Origin of the sequence: Azospirillum sp. TSH58 (genome assembly GCF_003119115.1) — a bacterium.
Lineage (GTDB): Bacteria > Pseudomonadota > Alphaproteobacteria > Azospirillales > Azospirillaceae > Azospirillum.
Map to the genome: position 1 here is coordinate 2,847,142 of NZ_CP022364.1, position 16,614 is coordinate 2,863,755.

Below are 16,614 nucleotides of genomic sequence, written 5' to 3' on the forward strand. Positions count from 1 at the left end.
GTAGCTGTGAACGTGACATATTGGTTGCCGTGCCAACACCTCTCCCCCCCATGACCAGCGGTGCGGCCAGCGCCGCCCACGGTCTCGGTCAGCGCGGCCCGGTGCAGGCCATGCCCATCGTGGCGATGGCGCTGGTCGTTCTTCTGTTCGGCATCTTCCTGTGGGTGCTCCACCGCAGCGAGCGGGAGGAGGAGACTCTCACCCTCATCAAGGACGTGCTGTGGGTGGAGCAAAACCTGCATTTCCAGCTCACCTCCGACGAGGAGAAGCTGCAGTATCTCGCCGAATCGCTGGGGCGGGAGGACACCACGCCGGTGAACTATTCGGTGATGGCGCGCCACATCGTGACGGTGAACCCGGCGATCCAGCGCGTGGTGCGGCTGGACCCGCAGGGCCGCCCGGTGCGGTCGGAGCCGCCGGTGGAGGATGGGCCGGCGCTGGACGACGCCTTCGGACCCAGCCCGCGCGCCGACGCCTTCCTGATCGCCCGCTCCTCGGGCCGCCGGGCCTATTCGGCGCCCTACCGGCTGGGGGCGGCGGACACCGCCTTCGAGATCGTCATCCCCATCTTCCGCGGGCAGGAGTTCGCCGGCGCGCTCGCCGGTGTGCTGTCGATCGACGCCCTGCTGACCCATCATGTGCCCTGGTGGTTCGCCCAGCGCTACCAGCTGGAGGTCATCGACCCCTATGGGGCGGTGCTGGGGACGAAGTCGCGCATCGCCATGCCGGAGCCGCGGCGCAGCCACGTCGTGCCCTTCGATCCGCCGGGGCATGGGCTGACCCTGGTCGCCACGCTCCATCAGCTGTCCGGCAATCTCGGACGCAACATCCTGATCGCCGCCATCTTCGCGCTGACCGTCTCGGCCCTGTGGAGCCTGTGGGCGGTGCGCCGCCACATCGCCCGGCGCATCCGGGCGGAGGAGGCCCTGCGGGCCGAGCACGCCTTCCGCAAGGCGATGGAGGACAGCCTGACGGTGGGCATGCGCGCCCGCGACCTGGACGGGCGCATCATCTATGTGAATCCGGCCTTCTGCCGCATGGTCGGCTGGTCGGCGGAGGAGCTGGTGGGGGCCGGACCGGTGATGCCCTACTGGCTGCCGGAGGATCTCGCCCACACCGAGGAGGTCTTCCGCGCCGTCCTGGCCGGCAACGCCCCGGCCAACGGCTTCGAGCTGCGCTTCCGCCGGGCCAACGGCGAGCGGTTCGACGCGCTGATCTACGAGGCCCCGCTGATCGACGCCAAGGGGCGGCACACCGGCTGGATGGGCTCCGTCCTCGACATCACCGAGCGCAAGCGGGCGGAGGAGCTGGCCCGCCAGCAGCAGGAGCGGCTCCAGCAGACGGCGCGGCTCATCACCATGGGCGAAATGGCCTCCACCCTGGCGCATGAGCTGAACCAGCCGCTGTCGGCCATCGCCAGCTACTGCACCGGCTGTCTCAACCGCCTCCAGGCCGGCAGCATCCGGCCGGATGAGCTGGCGACGGCGCTGGAGAAGCTGTCCGGGCAGGCCAAGCGGGCCGGCCAGATCATCCGGCGGATTCACGACTTCGTGCGCAAGAGCGAACCGAACGTCGCCCCCTGCTGCCTGTCGGAGATGCTGGAGGATTGCGTGGCCCTGATGGAGGCCGATGCCCGCCAGCAGGGGGTGAAGCTGGTGCTGGAGGTGGGGCGCGGCCTGCCGGCGGTGATGGCCGACCGCATCCTGCTGCAGCAGGTGGTCGTGAACCTGATGCGCAACGGCATCGAGGCCATGGCGGCGACCCGTCGCGACCGCCGCCGCCTGAGCGTGACGGTGCAGGCGCTGGACGGGGTCGTCCTGACGCGCATCCAGGACCGCGGTTGTGGCATTTCACCCGAAAATGCGGAAAAACTGTTTTCTCCCTTCTTCACCACCAAGACCGAGGGCATGGGCATGGGCCTGAACATCTGCCGGTCCATCATCGAACACCATCAGGGGCGCCTGTGGTTCGAGCCCGCGGCGGAGGGCGGCACCGTGTTCCTCTTCTCCCTGCCGGTCCTGTCGGAGCCGTCGGTCACGGGCGAGGCGGAGTCGCATGGTGTGAGAGCCGGCAATGTGTGAGCCGAAGCTGCACATCGTCGACGACGACGAGGCGATCCGCGACGCCCTGGGCTGGCTGTTCCAGTCGCGCAACGTGCCGGTGGCCTCCTGGCCGTCGGCGGAGGCGTTCCTCGCCGACTACGATCCCGCCATGTCCGGTTGCCTTCTGCTGGACATCCGCATGGAAGGGATGAGCGGGTTGGAGCTGTTCGACCGGCTGAGCGCCATGGGCTGCCGGATGCCCGTGCTGTTCCTGACCGGCCATGGCGACGTGCCCATCGCCGTGTCGGCGCTGAAGAAGGGCGCCCGCGACTTCGTGGAGAAGCCCTTCAACGACAACGATCTGGTCGACCGGGTGATCGAGGCGCTGGCCTTCGACGCCGGGGAGCGGGCGCGGCAGGCCGGGCAGGCCGGCGTCGCCGCCCGGCTGGCGACCCTGACCCAGCGCGAGCGGCAGGTGATGGGGCTGGTGGTGGCCGGCAAGCTGAACAAGGTCATCGCCGACGAGCTGGGGATCAGCATGCGGACCGTCGAGGTGCACCGCGCCCATGTCTTCGAGAAGATGGGGGTCAAGACGGCGGTGGAACTCGCCCGGATCCTCGCGGCGGTGGGGTGAGCGCGGGGGGACGGACAACCGGCGGGCTTGACAGGCGGGCGGATGCGCGCGACCCATTGGAGGGGGAAGCGCGCCGCCTTTCCCTGTCCAGTCCGAACGCCATTCCGTTTCCGTCAACGGTCGGAGAGTGCCTTGCGACTGCCCTCATCGACGCTTGGTCTGGGGCTCGCCGCCATCGCCCCGCTGCTGCTGTTCCTGGCGGTGGTGGTCTGGATTCTGGATCTCCGGCAGCAGGACGTCCTGGCGGCGGAACTGGCGGCGCAGGCCCGTTCGGTGATGGTCGCCATCGACCGGGAACTGGAAAGCAAGGCCCGGCCTCTTGAGCTTCTGGCCGCGCTGAGCCGCAGCACGGTGAACGATCTCACCCTGCTGAAGTCGGAAGCGGCGGAGGCCGTGCGCAGCCAGCCGGGCTGGCTGGCGATGGGGCTGGTGCAGGTGGCGGACATGTCCTTACTGTTCCACACGCAGTACCCGCTGGGCGCCTCCTTGCCGCCGCCGCGGCTGGACGATGTGACCCGACAGGTCGCCGCCACGCGCCGGACGGTGGTCGGCGGCGTCCTGCCCCCGGGCGGGCCGCCGGGGCGTCCGGCGCTGATCGTCCGCGCGCCGATCCTGGACCCGGACGACCCGGCGGGAACGCCGGTCCGGCATGTGCTGTCGCTGGCGGTCGGGCTGGATGGTTTGGACACCGTGCTGCGCGGGTCCGGAATTCCCGCGGCGTGGACGGTGTCGGTCGTCGACCCCGCCATGGTCATCGCCGCGCGGTCCCACGACCCGGAACGGCACGTCGGCCAAAGGGTCAGGGATTCGATGGTGCCCCGGCTGACGGGGCAGAATCAGGGGCTGTTCTCAGGAACGACGCGGGAGGGGCACGAGGCGCTGGTTCTCGTTCACCGGTCGCAGCAGACCGGCTGGTCGATCATCGTGGCCGTTCCGTTCGAGCAGATCAGCAGCCAGTTGAACCGGACGCGCACGACCATCCTGGCCGGCGCGGCGGGCGCCGGTCTGGCGACGCTGGTGTTGTCGCTGGTGGTGACGCGCCATGTCCGCCGCCGCCGCCACGCGGAACGCGAGGCCCGCATCGCCCGCGAGGCCATGCTGGCGGAGCAGCGCCGCCGGCTGGAGGCAGAGAAGGAGCACGCCGAGGCGGCCAATCTGGCCAAATCCGATTTCCTGGCCAACATGAGCCACGAGTTGCGCACCCCGTTGAACGCGATCATCGGCTTCAGCGAGGCTCTGCTGTCCGGCCTGTTCGGCCCAAGCCCGCCGAAGCACCAGGATTACATCGCCAGCATCCATGCCTCCGGCCAGCATCTGCTGTCGCTGGTCAACGACGTGCTGGACATGGCGAAGGTCGAGGCGGGGCGGCTGGAACTCTATCCGGAACCGGTTCCGGTCGCCGTTCTGCTGGGCGAATGCCTGGAGCTGATGGAGGCGCTGGCCGGTCAGAAGGGCGTGCGGGTGGAGCATGGGCCCGTCGAGCCCGGCCTGACGGTGATGGCCGACGCCATCCGGTTGCGGCAGGCCGTTCTGAACCTGCTGTCCAACGCCATCAAATTCACGCCGGCGGGTGGGCGCGTGCGAGTGGATGCGGCGCGCGGCGAGGGGGGCTGCGTGGTTCTGACCGTTGCCGATTCCGGCATCGGCATGTCGCCGGAGGACATCCAGATCGCGCTGGAGCCCTTCCGTCAGGTGACCAGCTACATGACCAAGGCCCATTCCGGCACCGGGCTGGGGCTGCCGCTCGCCAAGCGTTTTGTCGAGGCCCATGGCGGGCGGCTGGACCTGAACAGCACCCCTGGGGAGGGCACGGTGGTGCGCATCATGCTGCCCGGCGCGCCGCCGGCCAGCCCGACGGCCGGACCGGGTGCCGTCCTGCTGATCAAGGCGGGCTAGCCGGTCCGGAGGCGGCGGCCGTCGGTCAGGCCGCCACGCGTTTCAGGCGGGCTTCCATGCCGTCGAGGCCGTCGATCAATTCCGCCGCCGTCTGGTCGGCGATCGCCCGGGCGAAGGGCCAGGCGTCATCCGTGGCGATGCGCGCCGCTTCGACGCGGGCGGACAAACGGTTGTGCTGGCCGCGCAGGGCGTCCAGCGTGCGTTCCAGCGCGTCCCGGCTCATGCCCTCGTGACCCTCAAGACCGAACCGCTCCACCTGCGACCGCAGCCGGTCCAGCCGGTCGGCGGTCGTCTGAAGCACGGTACGGCATTTCGCGTCATGGGCGTGCCGGTTGCGGCGGCTCATCTCTCGCTCCTCCCTTCGGATCGCTCGGGGCCCTTCGGCCGGATGTCCGGCCGGCGTTCCAGATTGGCTCCGCGTACTGGAAACCTGTTTTCAAAATTATGTGCATTGCAAAAATTCATTGCTGCATCGCCAAAATAAGAACGCCGCCCGGCTGCCTTTCATAGACGTATGAAAAGCAATTCCAGTTCCAAAGGACTTGATTTTTGTGTGTCCCGTCCAGTCAGGAGCGTTCCGTGACGCTCCGAATGCTTCGGATTTCTTGAATCCGGTTGGACTCTTTCTGCACGATCAGCCCTGTCCCGTCAAGCGGGTCAGGGGTATAAGTCTATGGCGATTTGTCGCAGCCGAAAGGGAGAGTCCGATTGGCGGAAAGCCAAGGAAAACGGCGAAACAGACCGTTCCTTTTCCAAACAGGCGGTGCGCATTCCGGATTAAAACGGCGCTCAATGGTTATCGGGCGCCGATTTCTGTTCTTCCGCCGTGCGGGACTGCGAGGTGCCGTTGAAGAGACTTGGCGGGATAGGGAAGGGCGATGCCCGTCACTCCGCCGCGACGCCGTAAGGGAAGCTTTCGGCGTTGGCCGGTTCCGGCAGCCGGGCAGGCTGCTGCGTCGTGGCGTGGCCGGGGACGGCGTGGCTGGGGCAGGCTTCGCACTGGTTCGCGCAATGGCTTTGGGCCATCTCCCGCATCATCGGAACGCATTTGCCGCACTGGACCTGACGCTCATAATGCCGGAAGACGGAGGCCGGGGTGCGGGCGCCGTTCTCGAGCGCCTTGGTAACCTGCTTGTCGTTCAGCGCGTGGCAGATGCAGACGTACATGGGCCCCCGGCATCGGTGCGTGTTGTGCGGTCGTGCTGGGGGGCAATGTGCTGCGACTGAGAATGATTGTCAATTGATCTGAATCATGACGACCAAATTTGAGCGGATTGCGACGGAATGTCACAGCTCGATCGAACGGGGGTGACGACTACCTCCGTCGTCGATGCCTTTCTTCAAGCGGTGGGAGGATGCGGTGCGGCGAATGGGATGGTTGCTGATGGCCGGAGTCGCGGTCCTCTGGGCCGGCGCTGCGGCGGCGGAGGTGGGCATGCGTGCGCTGGCCTTCACCGACCCGGCGGATGGCGGGATCGCCCGCGTGATGGTCTGGTATCCGACGGACGCGCCGGAAACGCCGGTGGAGCGCGGTCCCTTCACGTTTCCGGTGGCGGAGGGGGCGCCGGTGAGCGACGGCCGCCATCCGCTGGTGATCGTGTCGCACGGGTCCGGGGGCAGCGCCTTCGGTCACGCGGACACGGCCATCGCGCTCGCGCGGCGCGGCTACATCGTCGCGGCGGTCCATCACCGGGGCAATGCCTTCGACGACAACCGGGACGCCGGCACGGAACGGATGTGGCGGAACCGCCCGGCCCAGCTTTCCGCCGCGCTCGGCCACGTCCTGGCGGAGCCGGTGTTGGCGGGCCGGATCGACGGCGGGCGCGTCGGTGCCCTCGGCTTCTCGGCCGGCGGCTACACGGTTCTGGTGGCGGCCGGAGGCGCGGCGGAACTGGAGCGCATCGCCGCCCATTGCCGGACCCCTCCGGCCGGCGAGGAGTTCTGCCATCTTGGGAACGCGCGGGCGGAAGGCCGTGTCGAGGGGGGCGGTCCCCGCGTCCGTGCCGCTGTCCTGATGGCACCGGTCGGCGTCCCTTTCTCCAAGGACGGTCTCGCCGGGGTGGCGATCCCCATCCGCCTGTACCGGGCCGAGCGGGACGAGCAGATCGCGGCCGCCCAGGTCGAGGACCTGCGCGACCGGCTGCCAACGCCGCCCGAATACGAGGTCGTGCGTGACGCCGGGCACTTCGCCTTTCTGATGCCCATTCCGGCCGCCATCGCGCCGGAGGTCGGGCCGCCCGCCTGGGACCCGCCGGGCTTCGACCGGGCGGCCTTTCACGAGCGTCTGAACGGGGAGATCGCCGATTTCTTCGACCGCGCTCTTGCAATCGAACGCCAGGGGCGCTAGCCCCTCGGCATGAGCGACACATCCGACACTTCGGCCGCCCGTCCGGCACCGGCGCACACCCCCCTGGGGCAGACCATCTACTTGGCGCCCGACGGCTTCGTGCAGGACCTTGTGGCCGAACTGGGCGACGTGGCGGCGGTGGAGGACCGGCTGGTCTTCGCCGACGGGCCGGCGCGTCCGGCCGCCTGGGCGCAGAACATCTGGCACGACCCGGTGCGGATCGAGTTCGCGTCGATCAAGGAGGGCGCGCGGGCCCTGCGCTCCATCCAGCGCAATTGGGCGCTCTGGACGCTGCGCCATCACCGGCGGGCCAGCCTGATCCAGGAAAACCTGCCCCATGTCTCGGCCAAGCCGGTGGTCTTCCCGTCGCCGCTGCCGACGGCGCCGCTGGGCTCATGGACGCTGCTGGACGAGAACACCATCGTCGCGGCGGCGCGCTGTTCCAGCCCCTACCGCCACGGCGAGGTCGCCTTCGTCGAGAACCGGACGGTGCCGCCCAACCGCGCCTATCTGAAGCTGTGGGAGGCGCTGACCCTGTTCGGGGAGCAGCCGGGGCCGGGCGACCGCTGCATCGACCTCGGCGCCTGCCCCGGCGGCTGGAGCTGGGTGCTGCACGAGCTGGGCGCCAGCGTGGTCAGCGTCGACAAGGCGCCGCTCGACCCGGCCATCGCCGCGCTGCCGCGCATCGAGTTCCGCCAGGAGAGTGCCTTCGGCCTGAAGCCGCAGGATGTCGGGCCGGTGGACTGGCTGTGCTGCGACGTCATCTGCTACCCCACGCGCCTGCTGCGGCTGGTGAACCAGTGGATGGAGAGCGGGCTGGCCAAGCGCTTCATCTGCACGCTGAAGTTCCAGGCCGAGACGGACCACGAGACGGCCCGCGCCTTCGCCGCGATCCCCGGCGGCCGGGTGCTGCATCTCCACCACAACAAGCACGAGCTGACCTGGATGTGGCCGGCCGCTCCGGTCTGATGAGGTGACTACGCCCGGCGCAGGGCGAGTTCCAGCGCCGGCTTGAGGATCGACGCGGCGCCGTAGCCGATCTCCACCACCTCCTCCGCGCGGTCGAACTCCAGGATGCCGATGTGGGCGAGGCGGGGTGCGATCAGCACGTCCGGCGGCTCGCCGGCGAGGCGGGAGCGGGTGATGCGGTCCTGCATGATGTCGATGGACCCGGCCATCACGTCCATCACGTTTGGCGGAACGTTGGAGGCCGGGGAGCGCGTCAGCTGGTCGGCGAGGAAGCGCGTGCGCGCCGCCGGGCGCCGCCCCATCCAGGAGGCGATCTGCGAGGTCAGGGTGGAGAAGACCGGCGAGGTCGCATCCCCCGCCGGCGCCATCGCCACCTCCGGCACGGGCTGGGTCTCCTGCATCCGGGCCTGCTGCGTCTGGGATGCCTGCATCTGGGCCGGCTTGGCCTCCGCGGCCTTGCGCAGCTTGGCGGCCCCGCGTCCGGAGGGGCGGCTCAGCGGCGACAGCTCGCTGTTCAGGTTGACCGCGATCACCACGTCCGCCCCCAGCGCGCGGCAGAGCGACACCGGCACCGGGTTGACCAGCGCGCCGTCCACCAGCCAATGGTCGTCGCGCCGCACCGCCGGGAACAGGCCGGGCATGGCGGCCGAGGCCTGCACCGCGCTGAGCATCGGGCCGTCGCGCAGCCAGATCTCCCGCCCGGTGCTGAGGTCGGTGGCGACCGCGGCGAAGGGCTTGTGCAACTGCTCGATGGTGACCTCGGTCCGGTGGTTGCGGAAGCGGTCGAAGGTGCGGTCGGCGGCCAGCAGCCCGCCGCGGCGGAAGGTGAGGTCGATGATGCCGAGCATCCCGAGCCAGCCCATGCTCTGCGCCCAGGCCTGCAACTCGTCCAGCTGGTCCGTCAGGTAGGCCGCGCCGACCACCGCGCCGATGGAGGTTCCGCAGATCACGTCGGGCTCGACCCCGATCTCCTCCAGCGCGCGCAACACGCCGATGTGCGCCCAGCCGCGCGCCGCCCCGCTGCCCAGGGCCAGTCCGATCTTCAGTCCGCTCACCGCCAGCACCTCGTGTCTTGTGGGCTTGGTCAGGCTTGTCCGGCGCCGACGCGTCGATGGGTGTCCAAAGGGATTTGGGGCATCGGACCGTCGGCGGAAACCCTTCCATCCGGGGGACGCGGGACGCGCCCGGGGGCCTCCTCATGGGGGATGCCGAAAATTGTACCCGCTTTTGCCCTCTATTTGACTTGCATCAGTTTTTCTTCCGATTACCTGTGGCATTGCGATGGATGAAAGAGTTTCCGGGCGACGTTAACCAAACATCAACTGGAAACGTCCAATGTCGCACTCAGCACGGACAATCAGGGATGGCGGAGGTTGCCATGGCCCAGGATCTCAAGAGTTTCAAGAAGGATTGGCAGCGCTGGTCGGCGGCGGAAAAGCTGACGGCGGTGGCCATTCTGATCGTCGCCGCGGTCGCGCTGGGCGGTCCGGTGACCATTCTGTTCTGATTTGCTCCGGGTGACCGGCGTATCCCGTCCCCTCACAGGAGAGAGGCGAGGGCCGCGATCCCGAACACTCCCAGCACCGCACCCGAGACGCGGTTGATCCACAGCATGGCGGCGGGCGTGACCCGGCGCCGGAACGCCCCGACCGAGGCGCTGAGCCCCAACCACCACATCGCCGAACCGGTGAAGACGCCCGCGACCAGCAGGGCGGCGACGCCGGTGCTGCTCCCGTCCCCCGCCGACACGCCGAGCCCGCCGAACACCGCGGCGAAGCTGAGGATGGTCGCCGGGTTGGCCAGGGTCAGGGCGAAGGTGGAAGCGTAGGCCCCGGCCAGCCCACCGCCGCCGCGGGCCTCCGCGGCGCGTTCCGCCGGGCGGGCGCGCAGCGTGCTCCAGCCCAGCCACAGCAGCATCAGCCCGCCCACCAGCTTCAGCGCCACCTGCGCCCCCAGCAGGGCGTCGGTGACCAGCGCCACCCCGAAGCCGGCGATGGCGCCATAGACCGCGTCCGCGCTGGCCGCGCCGAGGCCGCTGGCGAAGCCGTGCGCCGGCCCGTCGGCCAGAGTGCGCCGGATGCACAGAAGCCCGATCGGCCCGACCGGGGCGGCGATGCTGAATCCGATGATCAGGCCCTTCAGCAGGGCGGGCAGCGTGTCCATGGCGGATGCTCCGGCTGGGTCAGTCTGATTCGATGGGAAGGTTCGGCGTTTCCTTGACCGAGGACAGCGCGATCACGGTGTGGGAGCGCACGACGCCGGGCAGAGCCTTCAGCCGGTCGGACAGGAAGCGTTCCAGCGCCCCCGTGTTCGCCACGCGCACCTTGAGCAGATAGGACCAGTCCCCGGTGACGTGGTGGCATTCCTGAACCGCCGGCGTGGCGCGCATGGCGTCGCGGAAGGGTGCGTCATGCTCCGGGCGGTCGAGCAGCACCTCGACGAAGGCCAGCACGTCCAGCCCGGCGGCCTTGGGGGACAGCCGCGCCCCCCAACCCTGGATCACGCCGTTGGCCTGCAGCTTCTTCAGCCGCTCGTTCACGGCGGACACCGAGAGTCCGGCCGCCGCCCCGATGTCGGCGTAGGAAGCGCGTCCATCAGCCTGGATGTGCGCGATGATTTTGCGGTCTGTATCGTCCATAACCGCAATAGTTACGGAATATGAATGGTATGACAAGGTGGTTTTTCTGCTCAGCCGCCCATCCGGCGGAAATCCGGCTTGCCGGCGCCGCAGCGCGGGCAGAACCAGTCCGCCGGCAGGTCCTGGAAAGCGGTGCCCGCGGGCGCACCGTGCTCCGGGTCGCCGTCGCGGGGGTGATACTCGTAGCCGGGGCAGTCGCCGCCGCCGCACCGCCAGACTTCGGACAGGCGCGGATCCTCGGCCCGCGCGGGGCGGACGAACAGAGCGAGGATGACGGCAGGGATGACGGCGGCGATCCGGCGCAGGGCGCCACGCCGGGGAAGGGAGCGGGGAAGGCTGGGCATGGCGGACCGTCCGGCGGATCGAGATGCCGCACTATGCGCCGCGTTCCTTTGCGGGATGATGACGGTGGTGGAGCGAAGGGGAGCGGGTCAGCGACGCCGCGGCGCCTTGCCCTTGAGATGGGCGCGCTGGAGCTTCGCGCCGGTCAGATCCGCCCCGTCCAGGTCGGCGTTCTCCAGATCGGCGTCGGTCAGGTTGGCCTGCACCATGCGGGAATCGGTCAGCATGGCCTGCCGCAGGTCGGCGCCCATCAGATTGGCGGCCCAGGAGCGGCCGGTGGACCGTCCGCTGGGGTCCTTGATTTCCGCAGGCCCGAGATTGACCCGCGTCAGGTCGGCGCCGGTCAGGCGGGCGAAGCTGAGGTTGGCGCCGGACAGGTCGGCGCCCATCAGGTTCGCGTGTTCCAGATTGGCGCCGGACAGGTCGGCCATCATCAGCCGGGCGCCGGTGAGCGCCGCGTCGGACAGGTTGGCGCCGCGCAGCGAGGCCGCGCTGAGATTGACGCCGCGCAGATCGGCGCGGCTGAGGTCGGTGCCGTCCAGGTCGGCGCGCTCCCCGCGCTGGCCGACGCTGTCGATCCAGCGCTCGTGGTCGAAGATCGCCCGCTGGATTTCCGACCCCATGCTGTCGATCGGCCGGGTCAGGCAGGCGGAGCCGAGCTTGGCCTGCGAGAGGTCGCAATCGACCATCCGCGTGCCGACCAGATCGGCGTTGTCGAAGGTGCAACCGTCCAGCAGGGCGCCGGTCAGGTTGGCCCCGTTCAGCCGCGCCCCGGACAGGTTGGCGTCGGTCAGCACCGCGCCGGACAGGTCGGCGTTCTGAAGCACCGCCCCGCACAGGTCGGCTTCGGTCAGGTTGGCGCCGGCCAGCACGGCGCCGGTCAGATCGGTCGGGATTCCACCCTCCGCCGTGACGCCGCCCTGAAGGCGGGCCAGGGCGGTCCGGTGGGTCTGCCGTGTGGTCTCGGCGTCCTGGACGTCCGGATGGGCGTCCGGCCCGGTGCCGCGGCGGGCGGTGCCACCCGGTTCCAGCGTGCCGGCGCGCAGGTCGGCGTCGCGCAGATTGGCGTTCGAGAAGTCGGCGGAGCGCAGCCGGGCGCCGCGCAAATCCGTCTGCATCAGGTTGGCGCGGGTGATGTCCGCGTCGCGCAGGTCCACGCCGAACAGGTCGGCGCCGGCCAGATTGGTGCCGCTGAGCCGGCAGCGCGCCAGCTTCGCCCCGACCAGCCGCGCCCCGCGCAGGTCGCGCTGCGACAGATCGGCGCCCTCCAGGTCGGCCAGCGCCAGATTGGCGCGGGCGCCGCCCGGCTGGCCCTTGATCCAGCGGGCGTGCCGGTCCAGAACCTCGGCCAGCTGGTCGGGCCGAAGATAGGAGGGTGCCGGCGCGGGGGCTGTGGCGACGGGGGGCACGGGCAGGAATCTGACGGGTGTTGTTTTCGCTACCCAAACTATGGAGGTAGATTCCTTACCGAAGGCTAAACGGTAAAAATCGCGGCAGTACCCTTTATGGTTGCCGCTTTTTGCCCCGGCCTTGTCACGGGCGGTTCCGGCGGGGACTCGGGCGAATCGGGAGCGCGGCCCGCCATGTTTCACCCCTGTAACGTGGCGCCCGGTCCTCCCGACGCGGGTATGCTCCCCCCGGCAAGGTCAGGAAACGCGGGCGTTTTAAAGACGTTAACCATTGGTTTCTTGACAGAAGCGGGGGCTCTGCCGCCAAAAGGCATCGGACAAAAAGGGGGGCGCTCTATGCGCCGCCCCGTTCGGGACCCCATGGAGGCATGATGACCGAGGCCAAATTCCAACCGACCCCAGCAGCCAAGCTCGGCCGGAGGGAACTGTTGCGCATCGGTCTGGCGACGGCCGCCGCCGGGATGGTGATGGCTCCGGAGGTGTCGGAGGCGGCGCTGCGCGCCCCGCCGCGGCAATTGGTCCTGCTCAACCTCCACACCGGCGAACGGGTGCGCGCGGAGTACTGGTCCAAGGGACGCTACCAGCGCGACGGGCTGCGCGAGATCAACCACCTGCTGCGCGACCATCGCACCGGGGCGGTTCATCCCATCGACCCGAAGCTATTGGACCTGCTGCACGCGCTGACCCGCAAGGTCGGCAGCAAGACGCCGGTTCACATCATCTCCGGTTACCGCTCCCCCGAATCCAACGCGTGGCTGCGTGAACAGGACGGCAGCGGCGTCGCCCAGAACAGCTTCCACATGCAGGGCAAGGCCATCGACCTGCGGGTGCCCGGCCTGCCGTTGCGCACCCTGCAACGCGCGGCGCTCAGCCTGCGCGGGGGCGGGGTGGGCTATTACCCAGAGAGCAATTTCGTCCATGTGGACGTCGGTCCGAAGCGCCAGTGGGCATCCTGACCGGCCCTCCGTGAGGAAACGAAAAAGCCCCCGCCGGTCGGACGGGGGCTTTTTCTTTGGCGGAACCTTGTTTGACTGGGTCGCCTTACTCGACGGTGACCGACTTGGCGAGGTTGCGCGGCTGGTCGACGTCGGTACCCTTCAGCACGGCGACGTGATAGGCCAGCAGTTGGACCGGGATGGCGTAGAGCAGCGGGGCGACCAGCGGGTCGCAGGCCGGAAGCTCCAGCGACCAGCGGACCTTGTCGGACAGCTTGTCGATGCCCTTTTTGTCGGCGATCAGCAGCACCTTGCCCGACCGCGCGCAGACCTCCTGGACGTTGGACACGGTCTTTTCGAACAGGTTGTCCGACGGCACCAGGACGATCACCGGCACGCTCTCGTCGATCAGCGCGATGGGGCCGTGCTTCAGTTCACCCGCCGCATAACCTTCGGCGTGAATGTAGCTGATTTCCTTGAGTTTCAGCGCACCTTCCAGAGCCAGCGGGTACATCGCGCCGCGGCCCAGATACAGCACGTCGCGGGCCTCCGCGACCTCCTGCGCCAGTTCGTGCAGACGCTCGTCATGGGCCAGCACGTCGGCGGCGCGGGCCGGCACCTCGCGCAGGGCCTGGGCGATCTGCTGCATCCGCTCCGCCGGGATGACGCCGCGGGCGTGGCCGACCGTGACCGCCAGACAGGCCAGCGTGGTCAGCTGCGTCGTGAAGGCCTTGGTCGAGGCGACGCCGATCTCCGGACCGGCCATGGTGTAGAGCACCGCGTCGGATTCGCGCGCGATGGTGCTTTCCGGCACGTTGACGATGGACAGGATCTTCTGGCCCTGGCGCTTGCAGTAACGCAGCGCCTCCAGCGTATCCAGCGTCTCGCCCGACTGGCTGATGAACAGGGCCACGCCGCCTTCGGGCAGCGGCGCCTCGCGGTAGCGGAACTCCGAGGCGATGTCGACCTCGACCGGCAGCCGGGCCAGCGTCTCGAACCAGTATTTCGCCACGACGCCGGCGTAATAGGCGGTGCCGCAGGCGACGATGGTCAGCTTCGTCGCCTTGGCAATGTCGAAGCTGGTCTCCGGCAGGGTGATGCGGCCGGTCTCCGGGTTGATGTAGGCGTTCAGCGTGTCGCCGATGACCTGCGGCTGCTCGTAGATTTCCTTGAGCATGTAGTGCCGGTAGCCGTCCTTGCCGATCAGCGCGCCGGACAGGGCGGTGGTCTTGACCGGACGCTCCACCACCGCGTCGCTGGCGTCGTGGATCACGGCGGCGGTGCGGGTCAGCTCCACCCAGTCGCCGTCCTCCAGATAGCAGATGCGGTTGGTCAGCGGCGCCAGCGCGAAGGCGTCGGAGGCGAAATACATCTCCCCCTCGCCGTAGCCGACGGCCAGCGGCGTGCCGTGGCGGGCGCCGATCAGCATGTCCTCCTGGCCGGAGAACAGCAGCACCAGCGAGAAGGCGCCGGTAAAGCGCTTGAAGGAGGCGGAGGCGGCCTCGATCGGACCCAGCCCTTCCTTCTCCATATAATAGGTGACGAGGTGGGCGATCACCTCGGTGTCGGTGGCGCTTTCGAAGACGTAGCCGTGCTCGATCAGCTCGGTCTTCAGCTCCTGGTAATTCTCGATGATGCCGTTGTGCACCACGGCCACGCGGTGGGTGGCGTGCGGGTGGGCGTTGTTCTCGGTCGGGCCGCCGTGGGTGGCCCAACGGGTGTGGCCGATGCCGATCACACCCGGCAGCGGCGCTTCGCGCAGCTTGGCGTCGAGGTTGATCAGCTTGCCCTCGGCGCGGCGGCGCTCGATGCCGCCCTTGACCAGCGTGGCGACGCCGGCGCTGTCGTAACCACGGTATTCGAGGCGGCGGAGACCCTCGACGAGACGGGGGGCCGCGTCATGCGTGCCGATGATGCCGATGATGCCACACATGAACCTGCAACTCCTGAATGATGGCCGGGGCCGGGTGAACGGTCAACCGGGGCAATCTTACGCCTTTTTCGCTTTCTCGTTTTGCTTCCGTTCGCGGAAACGCTTGGCCCAGCCGGTGTAAGCCTGCTGGCGCCCGCGCGCAACGACCAGAGCGTCGCCCTCCACGTCGGTGGTGACCACGCTGCCCGCCCCGACGATCGCGCCGTCGCCCACCCTGACCGGGGCCACCAGCGCGGTGTTGGAGCCGATGAAGGCCCCGGCGCCGATGTCGGTGTGGCTCTTGGCGTAGCCGTCGTAATTGCAGGTGATGGTCCCGGCGCCGATGTTGGCCTTCGCCCCCACCCGCGCGTCGCCGATGTAGGTCAGGTGGTTGACCTTGGCCCCGGCCTCGATCTTCGCGTTCTTGATCTCGACGAAGTTGCCGATGTGGGCGTCGGGGCCGATCTCCGCCCCCGGACGCAGGCGGGCGTAGGGGCCGACCTGGGCGCCGCTGTCCACCCGCACCTGTTCCAGATGGCTGAAGGCCTTGATCTCCACCCGGTCGGCGACGACCACGCCGGGGCCGAACACCACATGCGGGCCGACGATCACGTCGCGGCCGAGGCGGGTGTCCACGCAGAAGGTGACGCTGTCCGGGTCGGTCAGGGTGGCGCCGTTGTCCATGGCGGCCTTGCGCAGGCGGCGCTGGATCAGCTTCTCCACTTCCGACAGCTCGGCGCGGGAGTTCACACCGACGACCTCCGCCGGGGCGGCCTCGACCACCGCGCAGGCCATGCCGTTGCTGCGGGCGATCTGCACCACGTCGGTAAGGTAATATTCGCTCTTGGCGTTGCTGTTGCCGATGCGGCTGATCAGGTCGAACATCCGCGCGCCGTCGAAGGCCATCAGCCCGGCGTTGCACAGCGTGACCTGCCGCTCCTCCTCCGAGGCGTCCAGATACTCGACAATCTTCTCCAGCCCGCCGCGGGCGTTCAGGATCAGGCGGCCATAGGCGCCGGGATCGTCGGGCCGCATGCCCAGGACGACCACCGCCGGGTCGCCCGGCTGGCGCCGCGCGGCGACCATGGCGCGCAGCGTGTCCGGCGTGACCAGCGGCGTGTCGCCGTAGAGCACCACCACGTCGCCGTCGAATCCCTCCAGCAGGCCGAAGGCGGCGCGCACGGCGTCGGCGGTGCCGCGCTGCTCGTGCTGGACGGCGGTGGGGTAGGGGGCGACGGCGTCGGCCACATTGTCCATGCCGGGGCCGACCACCACGACCACATGGTCGGGGTCGAGCGCCCTCACCGCGGACAGCACATGGCCGACCATCGGCTGGCCGGCGACGCGGTGCAGGACCTTCGGCAGGTCCGACTTCATGCGGGTGCCTTTGCCGGCGGCGAGAATGACGCAGGCGAGCGGGCGGTGCTGAGTCATCGGATATCCCTGCAGTATTGGGTGTGGGTTATAGCGGACGGGTGGAAAAGCGTGCG

General features: G+C 69.1%; 16 protein-coding genes. 7 read left to right on the plus strand and 9 right to left on the minus strand.

Translation table 11 applies throughout. From position 1 onward, the window contains the following. Positions 1-50 precede the first annotated feature (50 nt). The 3 genes from TSH58p_RS16960 to TSH58p_RS16970 all read left to right on the plus strand — a co-directional run bounded on the left by TSH58p_RS16960 (position 51) and on the right by TSH58p_RS16970 (position 4,572). A complete protein-coding gene (locus tag TSH58p_RS16960) occupies positions 51-2,081 on the plus strand; it encodes a sensor histidine kinase (protein WP_109069713.1) in 2,031 nt (676 codons plus the stop codon). Then, positions 2,074-2,676 (plus strand): response regulator transcription factor, encoded by a 603-nt coding sequence (locus tag TSH58p_RS16965; protein ID WP_109069714.1) that lies wholly within the window; start codon positions 2,074-2,076, stop codon positions 2,674-2,676. The genes TSH58p_RS16960 and TSH58p_RS16965 overlap by 8 nt, the downstream gene beginning before the upstream one ends. Before the next feature lie 132 nt (positions 2,677-2,808). Beyond that, a complete protein-coding gene (locus tag TSH58p_RS16970; RefSeq protein WP_109069715.1) occupies positions 2,809-4,572 on the plus strand; it encodes a sensor histidine kinase in 1,764 nt (587 codons plus the stop codon). 25 nt (positions 4,573-4,597) lie between these two features. Here the strand turns inward: TSH58p_RS16970 and TSH58p_RS16975 are convergent, their stop codons facing one another. Both TSH58p_RS16975 and TSH58p_RS16980 read right to left on the minus strand, forming a co-directional pair. Continuing rightward, a complete protein-coding gene (locus TSH58p_RS16975; RefSeq protein WP_109069716.1) occupies positions 4,598-4,918 on the minus strand; it encodes a hypothetical protein in 321 nt (106 codons plus the stop codon). Positions 4,919-5,457: 539 nt separating this feature from the next. Continuing rightward, the gene (locus TSH58p_RS16980; RefSeq protein ID WP_109069717.1) at positions 5,458-5,739 is read right to left on the minus strand and encodes a bacterioferritin-associated ferredoxin; all 282 of its coding nucleotides are present in this window, start codon (positions 5,737-5,739) and stop codon (positions 5,458-5,460) included. A 217-nt stretch (positions 5,740-5,956) separates the two neighbouring features. Here TSH58p_RS16980 and TSH58p_RS16985 point away from each other — a divergent pair, with 217 nt between their 5' ends. Both TSH58p_RS16985 and TSH58p_RS16990 read left to right on the plus strand, forming a co-directional pair. Next, a complete protein-coding gene (locus TSH58p_RS16985; RefSeq protein WP_158282593.1) occupies positions 5,957-6,919 on the plus strand; it encodes a dienelactone hydrolase family protein in 963 nt (320 codons plus the stop codon). Positions 6,920-6,928: 9 nt separating this feature from the next. Beyond that, complete coding sequence (locus TSH58p_RS16990) at positions 6,929-7,888, plus strand: SAM-dependent methyltransferase (RefSeq protein ID WP_109069719.1); 960 nt, start codon at positions 6,929-6,931, stop codon at positions 7,886-7,888. A gap of 8 nt (positions 7,889-7,896) precedes the next feature. Here the strand turns inward: TSH58p_RS16990 and TSH58p_RS16995 are convergent, their stop codons facing one another. Beyond that, positions 7,897-8,952, minus strand: coding sequence for a patatin-like phospholipase family protein (locus TSH58p_RS16995; protein ID WP_109069720.1), 1,056 nt, complete (start codon positions 8,950-8,952; stop codon positions 7,897-7,899). Between the two features lie 314 nt (positions 8,953-9,266). On the opposite strand from TSH58p_RS16995, the gene TSH58p_RS34440 reads away from it, so the two are divergent. Continuing rightward, positions 9,267-9,395 carry a hypothetical protein gene (locus tag TSH58p_RS34440; RefSeq protein WP_256380053.1) on the plus strand — a complete coding sequence of 43 codons (129 nt, stop codon included), beginning with the start codon at positions 9,267-9,269 and terminating at the stop codon, positions 9,393-9,395. Between the two features lie 32 nt (positions 9,396-9,427). Here TSH58p_RS34440 and TSH58p_RS17000 read toward each other — a convergent pair whose 3' ends face one another. The 4 genes from TSH58p_RS17000 to TSH58p_RS17015 all read right to left on the minus strand — a co-directional run bounded on the left by TSH58p_RS17000 (position 9,428) and on the right by TSH58p_RS17015 (position 12,277). Next, positions 9,428-10,051 (minus strand): LysE family translocator, encoded by a 624-nt coding sequence (locus TSH58p_RS17000; protein WP_109069721.1) that lies wholly within the window; start codon positions 10,049-10,051, stop codon positions 9,428-9,430. Positions 10,052-10,070: 19 nt separating this feature from the next. Continuing rightward, positions 10,071-10,526, minus strand: a complete 456-nt coding sequence (locus TSH58p_RS17005) for an Lrp/AsnC family transcriptional regulator (protein ID WP_109069722.1) — start codon at positions 10,524-10,526, stop codon at positions 10,071-10,073. Positions 10,527-10,576: 50 nt separating this feature from the next. Further along, a complete protein-coding gene (locus tag TSH58p_RS34680; protein ID WP_109069723.1) occupies positions 10,577-10,870 on the minus strand; it encodes a rubredoxin in 294 nt (97 codons plus the stop codon). 87 nt (positions 10,871-10,957) lie between these two features. Then, complete coding sequence (locus TSH58p_RS17015) at positions 10,958-12,277, minus strand: pentapeptide repeat-containing protein (RefSeq protein ID WP_109069724.1); 1,320 nt, start codon at positions 12,275-12,277, stop codon at positions 10,958-10,960. A gap of 428 nt (positions 12,278-12,705) precedes the next feature. Here TSH58p_RS17015 and TSH58p_RS17020 point away from each other — a divergent pair, with 428 nt between their 5' ends. Beyond that, a complete protein-coding gene (locus TSH58p_RS17020; protein ID WP_244439297.1) occupies positions 12,706-13,233 on the plus strand; it encodes a DUF882 domain-containing protein in 528 nt (175 codons plus the stop codon). Positions 13,234-13,318: 85 nt separating this feature from the next. Here the strand turns inward: TSH58p_RS17020 and glmS are convergent, their stop codons facing one another. Together glmS and glmU are read right to left on the minus strand one after the other, a co-directional pair. Beyond that, complete coding sequence (glmS, locus tag TSH58p_RS17025; protein ID WP_109069725.1) at positions 13,319-15,145, minus strand: glutamine--fructose-6-phosphate transaminase (isomerizing); 1,827 nt, start codon at positions 15,143-15,145, stop codon at positions 13,319-13,321. Positions 15,146-15,202: 57 nt separating this feature from the next. Further along, a complete protein-coding gene (glmU, locus tag TSH58p_RS17030) occupies positions 15,203-16,558 on the minus strand; it encodes a bifunctional UDP-N-acetylglucosamine diphosphorylase/glucosamine-1-phosphate N-acetyltransferase GlmU (protein WP_109069726.1) in 1,356 nt (451 codons plus the stop codon). Positions 16,559-16,614 lie beyond the last annotated feature (56 nt).

Bases quoted from the DNA above. Each gene is read 5' to 3' on its own strand.
- TSH58p_RS16960 (WP_109069713.1), top strand. From the start codon at position 51: ATGACCAGCGGTGCGGCCAGCGCCGCCCACGGTCTCGGTCAGCGCGGC.
- TSH58p_RS16965 (WP_109069714.1), top strand. From the start codon at position 2,074: ATGTGTGAGCCGAAGCTGCACATCGTCGACGACGACGAGGCGATCCGC.
- TSH58p_RS16975 (WP_109069716.1), bottom strand. From the start codon at position 4,918: ATGAGCCGCCGCAACCGGCACGCCCATGACGCGAAATGCCGTACCGTG.
- TSH58p_RS16980 (WP_109069717.1), bottom strand. From the start codon at position 5,739: ATGTACGTCTGCATCTGCCACGCGCTGAACGACAAGCAGGTTACCAAG.
- TSH58p_RS16985 (WP_158282593.1), top strand. From the start codon at position 5,957: ATGGCCGGAGTCGCGGTCCTCTGGGCCGGCGCTGCGGCGGCGGAGGTG.
- TSH58p_RS16990 (WP_109069719.1), top strand. From the start codon at position 6,929: ATGAGCGACACATCCGACACTTCGGCCGCCCGTCCGGCACCGGCGCAC.
- TSH58p_RS34440 (WP_256380053.1), top strand. From the start codon at position 9,267: ATGGCCCAGGATCTCAAGAGTTTCAAGAAGGATTGGCAGCGCTGGTCG.
- TSH58p_RS17000 (WP_109069721.1), bottom strand. From the start codon at position 10,051: ATGGACACGCTGCCCGCCCTGCTGAAGGGCCTGATCATCGGATTCAGC.
- TSH58p_RS17005 (WP_109069722.1), bottom strand. From the start codon at position 10,526: ATGGACGATACAGACCGCAAAATCATCGCGCACATCCAGGCTGATGGA.
- TSH58p_RS34680 (WP_109069723.1), bottom strand. From the start codon at position 10,870: ATGCCCAGCCTTCCCCGCTCCCTTCCCCGGCGTGGCGCCCTGCGCCGG.
- glmS (WP_109069725.1), bottom strand. From the start codon at position 15,145: ATGTGTGGCATCATCGGCATCATCGGCACGCATGACGCGGCCCCCCGT.
- glmU (WP_109069726.1), bottom strand. From the start codon at position 16,558: ATGACTCAGCACCGCCCGCTCGCCTGCGTCATTCTCGCCGCCGGCAAA.